This window comes from Blastococcus sp. CCUG 61487, assembly GCF_005222955.1.
GTDB lineage: Bacteria > Actinomycetota > Actinomycetes > Mycobacteriales > Geodermatophilaceae > Blastococcus.
This window is the reverse complement of sequence record NZ_LWUA01000027.1, coordinates 1-12990: the sequence shown is the minus strand read 5'-3', so window position 1 is coordinate 12990 and position 12990 is coordinate 1. Positions and strand designations below refer to the sequence as shown.

General features: G+C 74.6%; 12 protein-coding genes. 7 read left to right on the top strand and 5 right to left on the bottom strand.

Annotated features, from left to right (window positions below):
- The first annotated feature begins 45 nt into the window (after positions 1-45).
- From A6V29_RS02935 to A6V29_RS02925, 3 genes are read left to right on the top strand one after another with little or no spacing between them, the layout of a single operon-like run.
- The gene (locus A6V29_RS02935; protein WP_137158903.1) at positions 46-555 is read left to right on the top strand and encodes a 2Fe-2S iron-sulfur cluster-binding protein; all 510 of its coding nucleotides are present in this window, start codon (positions 46-48) and stop codon (positions 553-555) included.
- Entirely contained in the window at positions 552-1577 is a 1026-nt protein-coding gene (locus A6V29_RS02930) for an FAD binding domain-containing protein (protein WP_137158902.1), read from the top strand. Before A6V29_RS02935 ends, A6V29_RS02930 begins: the two co-directional genes overlap by 4 nt.
- A 1-nt stretch (position 1578) precedes the next feature.
- On the top strand, positions 1579-3654 hold the full coding sequence (locus tag A6V29_RS02925) for a xanthine dehydrogenase family protein molybdopterin-binding subunit (protein ID WP_137158901.1): 2076 nt from the start codon (positions 1579-1581) through the stop codon (positions 3652-3654).
- Positions 3655-3663: 9 nt separating this feature from the next.
- On the opposite strand, the gene A6V29_RS02920 is transcribed toward A6V29_RS02925, so the two are convergent.
- Positions 3664-4320 (bottom strand): phosphoribosyltransferase, encoded by a 657-nt coding sequence (locus A6V29_RS02920; protein WP_249932965.1) that lies wholly within the window; start codon positions 4318-4320, stop codon positions 3664-3666.
- A gap of 175 nt (positions 4321-4495) precedes the next feature.
- Here A6V29_RS02920 and A6V29_RS02915 point away from each other — a divergent pair, with 175 nt between their 5' ends.
- On the top strand, positions 4496-5356 hold the full coding sequence (locus A6V29_RS02915) for a class I SAM-dependent methyltransferase (protein WP_212718955.1): 861 nt from the start codon (positions 4496-4498) through the stop codon (positions 5354-5356).
- Here A6V29_RS02915 and A6V29_RS02910 read toward each other — a convergent pair whose 3' ends face one another.
- Genes A6V29_RS02910 through A6V29_RS02895 form a run of 4 tightly spaced genes read right to left on the bottom strand, consistent with a single transcriptional unit; the run spans position 5357 to position 10221 of the window.
- On the bottom strand, positions 5357-6973 hold the full coding sequence (locus A6V29_RS02910) for a peptide chain release factor 3 (RefSeq protein WP_137158900.1): 1617 nt from the start codon (positions 6971-6973) through the stop codon (positions 5357-5359).
- A 17-nt stretch (positions 6974-6990) separates the two neighbouring features.
- Positions 6991-7842, bottom strand: a complete 852-nt coding sequence (gene pdxY, locus A6V29_RS02905; protein WP_137158899.1) for a pyridoxal kinase PdxY — start codon at positions 7840-7842, stop codon at positions 6991-6993.
- Between the two features lie 42 nt (positions 7843-7884).
- Positions 7885-8715 (bottom strand): IclR family transcriptional regulator domain-containing protein, encoded by an 831-nt coding sequence (locus tag A6V29_RS02900; protein ID WP_137158898.1) that lies wholly within the window; start codon positions 8713-8715, stop codon positions 7885-7887.
- Positions 8716-8730: 15 nt separating this feature from the next.
- Positions 8731-10221, bottom strand: a complete 1491-nt coding sequence (locus A6V29_RS02895; RefSeq protein WP_137158897.1) for an amidohydrolase family protein — start codon at positions 10219-10221, stop codon at positions 8731-8733.
- 285 nt (positions 10222-10506) lie between these two features.
- On the opposite strand from A6V29_RS02895, the gene A6V29_RS02890 reads away from it, so the two are divergent.
- The 3 genes from A6V29_RS02890 to A6V29_RS02880 all read left to right on the top strand — a co-directional run.
- Entirely contained in the window at positions 10507-11661 is a 1155-nt protein-coding gene (locus A6V29_RS02890; protein ID WP_249932964.1) for a CaiB/BaiF CoA transferase family protein, read from the top strand.
- Entirely contained in the window at positions 11658-12491 is an 834-nt protein-coding gene (locus A6V29_RS02885; protein WP_137158895.1) for a citryl-CoA lyase, read from the top strand. The genes A6V29_RS02890 and A6V29_RS02885 overlap by 4 nt, the downstream gene beginning before the upstream one ends.
- Before the next feature lie 10 nt (positions 12492-12501).
- Positions 12502-12990, top strand: a 489-nt coding sequence (locus tag A6V29_RS02880; RefSeq protein WP_502700060.1) for an alcohol dehydrogenase catalytic domain-containing protein, incomplete at its 3' end; no start/stop codon positions are given.

Sequence of the window (12990 nt, the reverse complement as noted above, 5' to 3'; positions counted from 1 at the left end):
GGCCGCCGGGTTTGCCGGGTCGTCGCGCGAGGGAAACGGGGGCAGGTGGACGCCGAGATCTCGCTGACCGTCGACGGCGTGCCCCGCAGGCTCGTCGTCGACACCCGGACGACCCTGCTGGACGCGCTGCGCGAACGGCTGGGCAACACCAGTCCGAAGAAGGGGTGCGACCACGGCCAGTGCGGCGCGTGCACGGTCCTGGTCGAGGGGCAGCGGGCGCTGAGCTGCCTGGCCCTCGCCGTGGCGCACGACGGCGCCGAGGTGGTCACCGCCGACGGCCTGGCCTCCGACGGCGAGCTGCACCCGGTGCAGCAGGCGTTCGTCGACAGGGACGCCTTCCAGTGCGGCTACTGCACTCCCGGCCAGATCTGCTCGGCCGTGGGCGTCCTGGACGAGGTCCGTCGGGGGTGGCCGAGCGCCGCCGGCACCGACCTCGCCGCCGACCCCGAGCTCACCGAGGACGAGGTGGCCGAGCGGATGAGCGGCAACCTCTGCCGCTGCGCGGCCTACGTCGGGATCGTCGCGGCGGTGCGGCAGGCCGGCGGAGCGTCGTGAAGCCGTTCGCCTACGCCCGCCCGGGCGACGTGACCGAGGCGGTCCGCAGTGCCGCGGCCGAGGCGGCCTCGGTCTATCTGGCCGGCGGCACCAACCTCGTCGACCACCTCAAGCTCGGGGTGGCGCGGCCCGAGCTCGTCATCGACGTCCGAACGCTCACCTCGCGGGAGATCACCGACTTGGCCGACGGCGGCCTGCGGATCGGCGCGGCGGTGACCAACAGCGAGCTGGCGGCCGACCGGCGGGTCCGGGAGCGGTACCCGGTGCTCGCCCAGGCCCTGCTCGCCGGCGCCACCGGGCAGCTGCGGAACATGGCCACCGCCGGCGGCAACCCGCTCCAGCGCACGCGGTGCACGTACTTCCAGGACGTGACGACGGCGTGCAACAAGCGCGAGCCGGGCAGCGGCTGCAGCGCGGTCGGTGGCGCCACCCGCCAGCACGCGATCCTCGGGACGCCGGCCGCGCTGCCCGACCCCACCGCGCCGGAGACCTGCATCGCCACGCACCCCTCGGACATGGCGGTGGCGCTGGCCGTGCTGGAGGCGACCGTCCACGTCCAGGGCCCGGGGGGTGCCCGCGCCGTCCCGTTCACCGAGCTGCACCGGCCGCCCGGCGACGACCCGTCCCGCGACACGGTGCTCCAGCACGGCGAGCTGATCACCGCCATCGACCTGCCCGCGCCGCCGGCGGGAGCCCGGTCGGCCTACCGGAAGGTGCGCGACCGCGCGTCCTACGCCTTCGCGCTCGTGTCGGTCGCGGCGCTGGTCACCGTCGCCGACGGCCGGGCCACCGACGTCCGCATCGCGCTCGGCGGCGTCGCGCACAAGCCCTGGCGCGCCACGCGGGCCGAGGAGATCCTCCGCGGCGCCGAGCCGACCGAGCACGCCGTGCGCGCCGCGATGGAGGCCGAGCTCGCCGCGGCCCAGCCCCAGCCCGGGGTGGACGGCGGCAACGGCTTCAAGATCCCGCTGGCGACGCGCACCGTCGTCGCCGCCGTCCGCGACCTCGTCCGGGAGGCATGAGGTGACCGAGCTGCTGGAACCCCGCGCGATCGGCGCCGACCTCGCCCGCCGCGACGGCGCCGCCAAGGTCCGCGGCCTCGTCGCCTACGCCGTCGAGGCGCCGGTCGAGCGGCCCGCCTTCGCGCACGTGGTGCAGTCCACGGTCCCGCGCGGCCGGGTGACCACGATCGACACCGCCGCCGCCCGGGCGGTGGAGGGGGTCCTGGCCGTGCTCACCGCCGGCGACGCCGAGCGGCTGGCCGCCACCTCCGACCGCGAGCTGGCGGTGCTGCAGGACGCCGAGGTGGACTTCCGCGGCCAGCCGGTCGCCCTCGTCGTCGCGGACACCTCCGAGGCGGCCCGGCAGGCGGCGGAGCTCGTGCGGGTCGAGTACGCCGAGCGGCCGCACGACAGCGAGCTCCAGGTCGACCACCCCGAGCTGTACGCGCCCGACCAGGCCGACACCGCGCGGGGCGACGTCTCCGCCGCGATGGCCACCGCGCACGCGACCGTCGAGCAGACGTACACCACCGCGATGCAGCACAACAACCCGCTGGAGCCGCACGCCACGACGGCGCTGTGGGACCCCGGCGCGGAGGTGCCCCTCACGCTCTGGGACTCCACCCAGGGCGTGCACTCCACCCGGTCCACGATCGCCAAGGTCTTCGGCCTCGGCAAGGAGCAGGTGCGGGTGGTCTGCCCCTACGTGGGCGGCGGGTTCGGCTCCAAGGGCCGACCGCACGCGAACGTCGTGCTCGCCGCGATGGCCGCGCGTGCCCTCCCCGGCCGGGCCGTCCGGCTGGCGCTGACCCGCCAGCAGATGTTCTTCCTCGCCGGCTACCGCTCGCCGACGATCCAGCGGATGCAGATCGCCGCCGACCGGACCGGGCGGCTCCAGGCGATCGCGATCGACGTGGTCGCGCAGACCTCGCGGATCAAGGAGTTCGTGGAGCAGGCCGGCACCCCGACGAAGATGATGTACGCCGCGCCGCACCGGCGGACCACCCACCGGCTGGCCGCCCTCGACGTCCCGGTGAACTCCTGGATGCGGGCGCCGGGGGAGTGCCCCGGCATGTTCGGCCCCGAGGTGGCGCTCGACGAGCTGGCCGAGACGCTCGGCATCGACCCGATCGACCTGCGCGTCCGCAACGAACCCGACGTCGACCCGGAGACCGGCAAGCCGTGGTCCAGCCGGAACCTCGTGCGGTGCCTGCGGGAGGGGGCCGAGCGGTTCGGCTGGGCCGACCGGCCGCCGGCGCGGCACCGGGACGGCGAGTGGCTGGTCGGCACCGGCGTCGCCTCGTCGGTCTACCCGACCTACCGCAGCGCGCAGTCGACGGCGGTCATCCGCCACGAGGCGGGGCGGTACGTCGCGGAGATCGGGGCGGCCGACCTCGGCACCGGCACGTGGACCACGCTCGCCCAGATCACCGCCGATGCGCTGGGCGTGCCGGTCGAGGACGTCGAGGTGCGGATCGGCGACACCCGGTACCCGGTCGCCTCGGTGGCGGGCGGCTCGTCGGGGATGAACACCTGGGGCTCGGCGGTCGTCGAGGCGGCGCGCGCGTTCCGCGACAAGTTCGGCGCGGACCCCGACGACGGGGACGAGGCGGACGCCGGCGTCGACCAGGCGGCCAAGGACTCCGAGCACGCCGCCTATGCCTTCGGCGCCCAGTTCGCCGAGGTGCGGGTGCACGCGGACACCGGCGAGCTGCGGGTGCCCCGGCTGTACGGGGTGTTCGCCGCCGGGCGGATCATCAACCCCCGGATGGCGCGCTCGCAGCTCATCGGTGGCATGACCATGGGCCTGTCGATGGCCCTGCACGAGAACAGCGTCTGGGACCCGCGGATCGGGCAGGTCGCCAACCACGACCTCGCCGAGTACCACGTCTCGGTCAACGCCGACGTCGGTGACGTGCAGGCGTACTGGATCGACGAGCACGACCCCTACGTCAACGCGATGGGCACCAAGGGCATCGGCGAGATCGGGATCACCGGCACCGCCGCCGCCGTCGTCAACGCCGTCCACCGCGCCACGGGCATCCGCGTGCGGGATCTGCCGGTCACCCTCGACAAGGTCCTCGCCGGGCTGCCCTGAACCGCCGGCTCACCCCGCGCGGGCGAGCGCTTCGCGCACCTCGTCGTCCGTGGTGGGCCGGAAGTCGTCGTACGCCTGGCCGACCGCCCGGAAGGAGCCGGGGGCCCACAGGCACGCCACCTCGTCCACCTCGGTGGCGAGGGCCGCGCACGCGGCAGGTGAGCCGACCGGGACGGCCGCGACCAGGCGCGCCGGCTTCTCCCGGCGGACCGCCGCGACCGCTGCCCGCATGGTCGATCCGGTGGCCAGCCCGTCGTCGACGAGCACGACCCGGCGGCCCGTCAGCGGCATCGGGGGACGGCCCTGCCGGTAGGCGTCCTCCCGGCGGCGTAGCTCGACGAGCTCCTGGCTGCGGGCGCGCTCGAAGGTCGCCTCGTCCACGGCGGCGGAGGCGAGCACGCGCGCGTCCCGCACCGTCTCGAGCTCCTCGCCGGCTGCCGCGACGGCGCCCATGGCCAGCTCCGGCCGGCCCGGCACCCCGACCTTGCGGACGACGACGATGTCCAGGGCGCCGCCCAGGGCGGCGGCGACCTCGGCGGCCACGACCACCCCGCCGCGCGGCAGACCGAGCACCACCAGGTCCGGCCCCGCGAGTTCGGCCAGCCGCATCGCGAGCGCCCGACCGGCCTCGACGCGGTCGCGGAACCGCCTGCCGAACCCGAGCACGGCGACCTCCGGCAGACGACGGGACCTCCTGCCGTACCCGGCGTGGGACGTCCGAGCCGGGGCCCTTCGGCCCTTTCCGGACGGCCGGCCCGGGACGAGCCTGGCAGCGGCTGACGAGCAGCCCCCCGGGCGGTACGGGGACGCCGGACCCCTCGGGCGACGAAGGAGCCCCGGAATGACCGCGACCACCGGCACCACCGCCGACGCCGACCGGGCGCTGAAGGCCCGGCACCGCGCGATGTGGGCCTCCGGGGACTACCCGAGGCTGGCCGCCGACCTGCTGCCCGAGCTCGGCGAGGTCCTGGTGGCCGCCTGCGGCATCGGGAGCGGGGACCGCGTCCTCGACGTCGCGGCCGGCTCGGGCAACGCCGCCGTCACGGCCGCCCGGACGGGCGCGAGCGTGGTCGCCTCCGACCTGACGCCGGAGCTGTTCGACGCGGGGCTGGCCCGCGCCGCGGCGGAGGGCGTGGAGCTGGAGTGGCGCGAGGCCGACGCGGAGGCGCTGCCGTTCGGTGACGGCGAGTTCGACGTGGTCATGTCGGCGATCGGGGTCATGTTCGCACCGCACCACCGGGCGGCCGCCGACGAACTGCTCCGCGTGTGCCGGCCGGGTGGCCGGATCGGGCTGCTCAGCTGGACGCCGGAGGGCTTCATCGGGCAGCTGTTCGCGACCATGAAGCCGTACGCGCCACCTCCACCGCCCGGAGCGTCCCCGCCGCCGCTGTGGGGGAGCGAGGAGCACGTGCGGGAGCTGCTCGGCGACCGGGTCACCGACGTCACGGCCGAGCGCCGGATGCTCACCGTCGACCACTTCGACCGGCCCGAGGAGTTCCGCGACTACTTCAAGGCCGTCTACGGCCCGACGATCGCCGTCTACAAGGCGCTGGCCGACGAGCCCGACCGCGCGGCTGCCCTCGACGGCGAGCTGGCCGAACTGGCCCGGCGAGCCGACCGCGGGCAGGGGTCGACGGTCGTCGACTGGGAGTACCTGCTGCTGACCGCGACCCGAGGCGCCGAGGTGCCCGCCCCCCGCTGATCAGAGCTGGGCGGCCACCAGCGGCTCGAGGGTGAGTTCGGGCTTGTTCTGCTGCAGCACCCGCAGGCCCCACTTGTCGGGGAAGACCGCCAGCAGCTCGCCGTCGGCGCGACGCAGGATCTCGGCGTTGCGCGCGGCGGCGAGCACGCCGGGCGCGGACTCCTCGTCGGTGCGCATCGCGATGCTGTAGGGCAGCCGGTCCAGCTCGACCGGGGCGCCGAACTCGTGCTCCATCCGGTGCGTGGCCACCTCGAACTGCATCGGCCCGACGACGGCGAGCACCGGCGCCCCGTCGCCGCGACGGTCGGACTTCAGCACCTGCACGACCCCCTCGCTGCCGAGCTGCTCGATGCCGCGGCGGAACTGCTTGTGCTTGGCGGTGTCGCGGCCACGGCACACGGCGAAGTGCTCGGGGGCGAACGTCGTCAGCGGCGGGAACTCCACCGGGGGCTCGACGTAGAGGGTGTCGCCCACGGCCAGGGCGTTGGCGTTCACCAGCCCGACGACGTCACCGGGGTAGGCGAGGTCGAGGCTCTCCCGGTCGCGGCCGAACACGTGCTGGGCGTACTTGGTGGCGAACGGGCGGCCGGTGCGGCCGTGCGTGACCACCATGCCGCGCTCGAAGACGCCGGAGCAGATGCGGATGTAGGCCAGCCGGTCGCGGTGCGCGGTGTCCATCCCGGCCTGCACCTTGAAGACGAAGGCGCTGAACGGCTCGGCGAGCTCCCGGACCCCGCCGTCGGCGGTGGGCATGCCGGTCGGGGCCGGGGCGAGGTCGACGAGGGTGTCCAGCAGCGCGCCGACGCCGAAGTTCGAGACCGCGGAGGCGAAGAGCACCGGCGTGGTGACACCGGCGAGGAACAGCGACTGCTCGTGGTCCTGGCCGCTGGCGGCGAGGAGCTCGACCTCCTCGACGGCCTGCTCCCAGGCGTCCCCCTCGCGGGCCTGCGCGGCCTCCGCGGGCAGGGTCTCCTCCGGGGCGATCGTGGCGCCGCCGGCGGTGCGGGTGAACCGCCGATAGGAGCCGTCGGAGCGGTCCAGCACCCCGCGGAAGTCCCCGGCGATGCCCACCGGCCAGGTCAGCGGGGTGGGCGTCAGGCCGGTGCGCTCGCTGATCTCGTCCATGAGCTCCAGGGCGTCCAGGCCCGGCCGGTCCCACTTGTTGATCACCGTGAGCACCGGGATGCCGCGGTGCCGGCAGACGGCGAAGAGCTTCATCGTCTGCGCCTCGAGGCCCTTGGCGGCGTCCACCAGCATGACCGCGGCGTCGACCGCGGTCAGCACGCGGTAGGTGTCCTCGGAGAAGTCGGAGTGGCCGGGGGTGTCGAGCAGGTTGATCACCGCGTCGCGGTACTCGAACTGCAGCGCGGCCGAGGTGATGGAGATCCCGCGCTGCTTCTCGAGGTCCATCCAGTCCGACACCGTGCCGCGCCGGCCCGCCTTGCCGTGCACCGCACCGGCCTGCCCGATGACCCGCGCGTGCAGCGCGAGGGCCTCGGTCAGCGTGGACTTGCCGGCGTCGGGGTGGCTGATGACGGCGAAGGTGCGCCGCCGGGCGGCCTGCGCGACGGCGTCCCCCGCGTGGCCGCTGGCTCGCTCGACGGGGGCTGCGCTCACCGGGTCGAGGGTACCGATCAGACCTCGGTGACCTCGAACACGTGGGTGGGCGCCACGATCTCGTCCTGGGCGGCCACGAGCACGATCTCGCGCGACCCGGCTGCCGCGGTGCGCTCGAGCAAGCCGAAGACCGAGGCGGCGGCCGGGCCCAGCGCCTCGGCGGGGGAGCCGGTGGCCAGCAGGTGGGCGAGGAAGATCGCGGCGATCGCGTCCCCGGCGCCGTTGAGGGTGAGGGCCAGCTTCGGCGTGCGCACCCGGAAGTGCCGGCCGTCCGCGGAGGCGAGCAGGTCGACCGAGTCGGCGGGGGTGTCGTCGGTGTCCAGCGACGTGGTGAGCACCACCTTCGGGCCGAGCTCCTGCACCGCGGCCACGGCGTCCTTCACCTCCGCCAGCGATCGGGTGGTCGAGCCGGAGAGCAGGTCGAGCTCGAAGTGGTTGGGCGTGACGACGTCGGCGGCCGGCACCGCCACCTCCCGCATCAGCTCCTCGATGCCGGGGCGGACGAACACGCCTCGACCCACGTCGCCGATCACCGGGTCGCAGAGGTACACGGCATCGGGGTTGGCCTCGCGCACCCGGGCGACCGAGTGCACGACCGCGTGCCCGACGTCGGCCGAGCCGAGGTAGCCGGAGAGCACCGCGTCGCACTGCCCGAGGACGCCGCGGTCGGCGATGCCGTCGACGATCTCCTCGACCGACGGCCCGTCGAAGACCCGGCCGGTCCACTGGCCGTAGCCGGTGTGGTTGGAGAACTGGACCGTGTGCACCGGCCAGACCTCCACACCGAGGCGCTGGAGGGGGAAGACCGAGGCGGCGTTGCCGACGTGCCCGTAGGCGACGTGGGACTGGATCGAGAGCACGTTGCGCACGGGGAGACCCTGGCACACGCCGATCCGCCGGGTCGGCTCGTCTCAGGCGGTCGCCACCCCGGGGGCGGTGGCGCGGGGCAGTTCCACGTGCGGTCGCGACTGCCATAGCGCCCACTCGGCGCTCACCTCGCCGGCGGTGCGCAGCAGCAGCGGCAGGTGGTCCTGGAGCAGCCGTTCGGTGCTCGTCTCGGCGGCGTGGACGGTGACGTTCATGGCGGCGCGCACCGCGCCGGTGCCGTCGCGCACCGGGACGGCGACCGAGCGCACGCCCGGGGCGAGTTCCTCGTCCGCGAGGGCCCAGCCGCGGGCCCGGACCTCCGTGAGCTCCTCGTGCAGCTGCTCCGGACCGCGTCCGATGAACGGTGGCAGCCCGGCGCGGCTGGTCTCGGCGAGCGTCGCGGCGAGCTCGTCGGGGGAGAGCGCGGCGAGCAGCACCTTGCCCTGCGAGGTCTGGACGGCGGGGAAGCGCGTCCCGATCTCGACCCGCAGCGCGATGATCTTCGGCACCGACACCCGGGCCACGTACACGATGTCCGAGCCGTCCAGCTGCGCCATCGACGAGGACTCGCCGGTGCGCGCGACCAGCGCCTCCAGGTGCGGGCGGGCGATGTCCCAGAGGCCGAGGGCGCTCACGTAGGCCATGCCGAGCCCGAGCACCTTCGGGGTGAGGGCGAACGCCCCACCGGTCGCCCGCACGTACCCGAGCTCCTCGAGGGTGAGCAGCAGCCGGCGCGCCGTCGGGCGGGCCAGGCCGGCCGCTGCCGCCACCTCGGAGAGGGTCATCGTGGGGGAGTCGCGGTCGAAGCAGGCGAGGACGTCGAGCCCCCGGGCGAGCGCCTCGACGAAGTCGGGGCCGGTGCCACGCCCTGCCATGTCGGTTCCTTCCTGTCAGCGTTCGGTCGCGAGGTGCTCCTCGAAGACCTCCTCGCGGGCCGCCCGCGTGCTGTCGGACTTGTACTCGGTGTACTGGTACGGATTGTCCAGCAGCTGCGCGTCGGGCAGGTCGGGGTTCATGCCCTGGGCCCAGACCTCCTCGCCCAGCGTCGAGAGCAGGTGCTCGACCGAGGACTCGATCTCCCGGCGCACCGCCCCCAGGTCGACGCCGACCAGCTTGTGCGCGTGCTTCACCACCCGGCCGTCGACCAGGACCGTGTGCACGTCCCCGCGCTGGGCCTGGAACGCCACGTGGCCGAAGGGGTGGAGCACGGGGAACGACACGGGCGAGTCGTCGTTGCGGAGCAGGACGACGTCGGCCTTCTTGCCCGGCTCGAGGCTGCCGAGGTCGTCGCGGCCCAGTGCGAGCGCGCCGCCGCGGGTGGCCCACTGCACGACGTCCTTGGCCCGCAGCGCCACGTGCGTGACGGTCTCGCCGCTGAGGTGCGCCTCGAAGTGCTCGCGGGACCTGTCGGCGCCCAGCGTGGTGCGCATGGCCGAGAACAGGTCACCGCTCCACCACACGCTGGTGTCCATGGACAGCGAGACGGGGATGCCGTGGCGGCGGACCTGCCAGGTGGGCGGGTACCCCTGGCCGGCGCTCTGCTCGGACTCGGTGGAGACCGAGATCGAGCCGCCGGTGGCCGCGATCCGGTGGTAGGAGTCCGGCGTGAGCGTCGCGGCGTGCACGTAGACGGTCTCGGGGGTCATGAAGCCGTGCTCGTGCATGAGCCGGATGCCGTCGTCGTTGGTGGCGCCCCAGACCCCGGCGTGGGTGGTCACCGGGAGGCCGAGCTCGCGGGCGGCCTCGAACGCCGCCTTCTCCGGGAAGACCGGGTCACCGGTGACGTCGAAGGCCAGCTGCAGGCCGAGCATGTCGTCGGCGGCGTCCCGGTGACGGGTGAGGAAGTCGCGGACGGCGGGGTCGGCGGTCCACTCCCAGGGCGCGGCCTGGATGTTGCCGTAGGCCAGCACGAAGCGGCCCGGCACCGAGCGCAGGGCCTGCACCGCGGCCTCGGCGTGGTCGACGCTCTGCAGGCCGTGCGACCAGTCGACGGTGGTGGTGACACCGGCCTCCAGCGCCTCGAGCGCGGCGAGCCGGTTGCCGGCGGCGACGTCCTCGGGGCGGAAGGTCCGGCCGTGCTCGAGGTAGTACCAGACGAAGTACTGGGTGAGCGTCCAGTCCGCGCCGTAGCCGCGCATCGCGGTCTGCCACATGTGCCGGTGGGTGTCGATCATGCCGGGCATGACGATGCCGCCCCGGGCGTCGATCTCCTGCGTGCCCTCGGGGACCTCCAGCGCCGGGCCGACGGCGGCGATCCGGTCGTCGACGACGAGCACGTCGGTGTTCCCGAGGATGCTGCAGGCGTCGTCCATCGGCAGCACGGTGCCGCCGCGCAGGACCACCGGGCGGCCGGGTTCCGGCGTGGGCTCCGGGTGGGTCATCGGTTCCTCCTGACGTCGGACGCACCACCGGACGTGTGTCCGCTCACCGGACATCAGGTGCGATGTGGCTCACCCTGGCCCCGCCCGCGGACGCTGTCAAGCGGTCCGAGCGCCCGCTGTCCCGGCTGCTGGCCGTGCGGTTGACAGCCGTCGAGCGAGCGGTCGAGACTCGCTCCCGTGCAGCCGGACGGACGTCCGCTGCTGTCCACGTGAAGGGGAGCCCGACCGCTGATGAGCGCCGATCGAACAGCATCCGGTGGAGCCGGGGCACCGGGTCATGGCCCGGTGTCCGGCCCGCTGTCCGGCCTGCTGGTGGCCGACTTCTCCCGCATCCTGGCCGGCCCGTACAGCACGATGCTGCTGGCCGACCTCGGCGCGGAGGTGGTGAAGGTCGAGGGGCCCGGGGGTGACGACACCCGGACCTGGCAGCCGCCGGTGCGCGAGGGGATCTCCACCTACTACCTGGGTGCGAACCGCAACAAGCGGTCGGTGGCCCTGGACCTCAAGGACCCGGACGACGTCGCGCTGGCCCACGAGCTGGCCCGGCGCGCGGACGTCCTCGTCGAGAACTTCAAGCCCGGCGGCCTGGCCCGCTTCGGCCTGGACTACGACACCGTCGCGGCGGAGAACCCGCGGATCGTCTACGCCTCGATCAGCGGCTTCGGCAGCGGTCCTGGGGGTGCGGCGCTGCCCGGCTACGACCTCATCGTGCAGGCCATCTCGGGCTTCATGAGCCTCACCGGCGACCCGGACGGCGAGCCGTACCGCGCCGGCGTGGCGCTGTTCGACGTCATGGCGGGCCTGCACGCCACGATCGGCATCCTGTCCGCGCTCAACCACCGGCACGAGACCGGCGCCGGCCAGCACGTCGAGGTCAACCTCCTCTCCTCGGCGCTGTCGGGGCTGGTCAACCAGACCAGCGCCTACGTGGCCGGCGGGGTGGTGCCCTTCCGCATGGGCAACAGCCACCCGAGCCTGTTCCCCTACGAGCCGCTGCCGTGCGCCGACGGCGAGCTGATCGTCACCGCCGGCAACGACGGCCAGTTCCGCAAGCTGTGCCAGGTGCTGGGCGTCCCCGAGCTCGCCGACGACCCGCGGTTCGGCCGCAACGAGGACCGCACGGCCAACCGCGACGAGCTGCGGCCGCTACTGGTGGAGCGGCTGCGCACCCGCACGAAGATGGAGTGGTTCCGCGACATCATCGGCGCCGGCGTGCCCTGCGGGCCGATCAACACCATCGACCAGGGCGTCGCGTTCGCCGAGGAGATCGGCCTGGACCCCGTGGTCACCGTGGGGGACGGCGCCGCCGCCGTCCCCTCGGTCCGCAACCCGATCACCTTCTCGACCACCGCGGCCGCCTACCGGCTGCCCCCGCCGGCCCTGGACGAGCACGGCGCGGAGATCAGGCAGTGGCTGAGCACGACGGAGGGGAGCGCGTGACCGAGCGACCGGACTACCCGACGGCGCTGGGCGCCTCGAGCCTCGAGCAGATCACCCTGCTCGGGACCGACCTGGCCCGCGACGTCATGGGCACCGTCGGCTTCGGCGAGCTCTCCTTCTGGCTGGCCACCCAGCGCCGGCCCACCCCGGGCGAGACGCGCGTGTTCGAGGCGGTCCTGGCCGCGCTGGCCGACCACGGCTACACCCCGACGGCGATCGTCACCCGGCTCACCTACCTGGGCGCACCGGACTCCATCCAGGGGGCACTCGCCGCCGGGCTGCTCGGCGGCGGCTCGCGGTTCCTGGGGGTCACCGAGGACTGCGGCAGGTTCCTGCACGACGTCCTCGTCGGGGTGGACGGCGCGCTGCCCACCGACGACGCCGGCTGGGACGCCCTCGCGCTGGAGACGGTCACCGCCCAGCGCGCGGCCGGCCGCTTCGTCCCCGGGCTCGGGCACCACGTGCACAAGCAGGGCGACCCGCGCACCCCGCGGCTGATCGAGATCGCCACCGAGGAGGGGCTGGTCGGCCCCCACCTGGCGCTGTTCTCCGCCATCGGGCGGGTGCACGACGAGGTGCTCGGGAAGAAGCTGCCGCTCAACGGCGCGGGTGTGTGCGGCGCGGCACTGGCCGACCTCGGGCTGCCGCTGGAGCTGCTGCGCGGCTTCGCGCTCCTGGCCCGCACCGCCGGCCTGATCGGGCAGCTGGCCGAGGAGCTGCGCCGGCCGGTCGCCAACGACATCTTCCTGTCGGTGGACCTCAACAACCGGCCCGTCGCGCCCGACCCCTACGTGCCCCCGTCGCTGCCGGCGGCCGGGGACGGCGCCTGAGGAGCGCGCGGTGCGCGCCGCCGTGGTGACGACGCCGGGGGAGGCCCCGGCGCTGGCCGAGCACCCGGAGCCGGTACAGGCACCCGGTGGCGCCGTCGTCCGCGTCACCGCCGCCCCGCTGGTGCCGCTGGACCTGCTCTGCGCCTCGGGCACCTCGTACTTCGGCCGTCCCGCCGTGCCGTACGTGCCGGGGGTGCAGGGGGTCGGGGTGGTCGAGAGCTCCCCGGAGCACGCTGCCGGAACCCGGGTCTGGTTCGCCACGGGCGCCGGGATGGCACCGGGTGACGGCAGCCTGGCCGAGCGCTGCGCCGTCGCCGCCGACGACCTGGTCCCGGTCGATGCCGCCCTGCCCGATGCCGCCCTGCCCGACGCAACGCTGGCGGCGCTGGGGCTGTCCGCGGTGGCGGCGTGGATGGCGTTGACCTGGCGCGCCGGGCTGCGGTCCGGGGAGCACGTCCTGGTCCTCGGGGCCGGGGGCGCCGTCGGCCAGGTCGCCGTC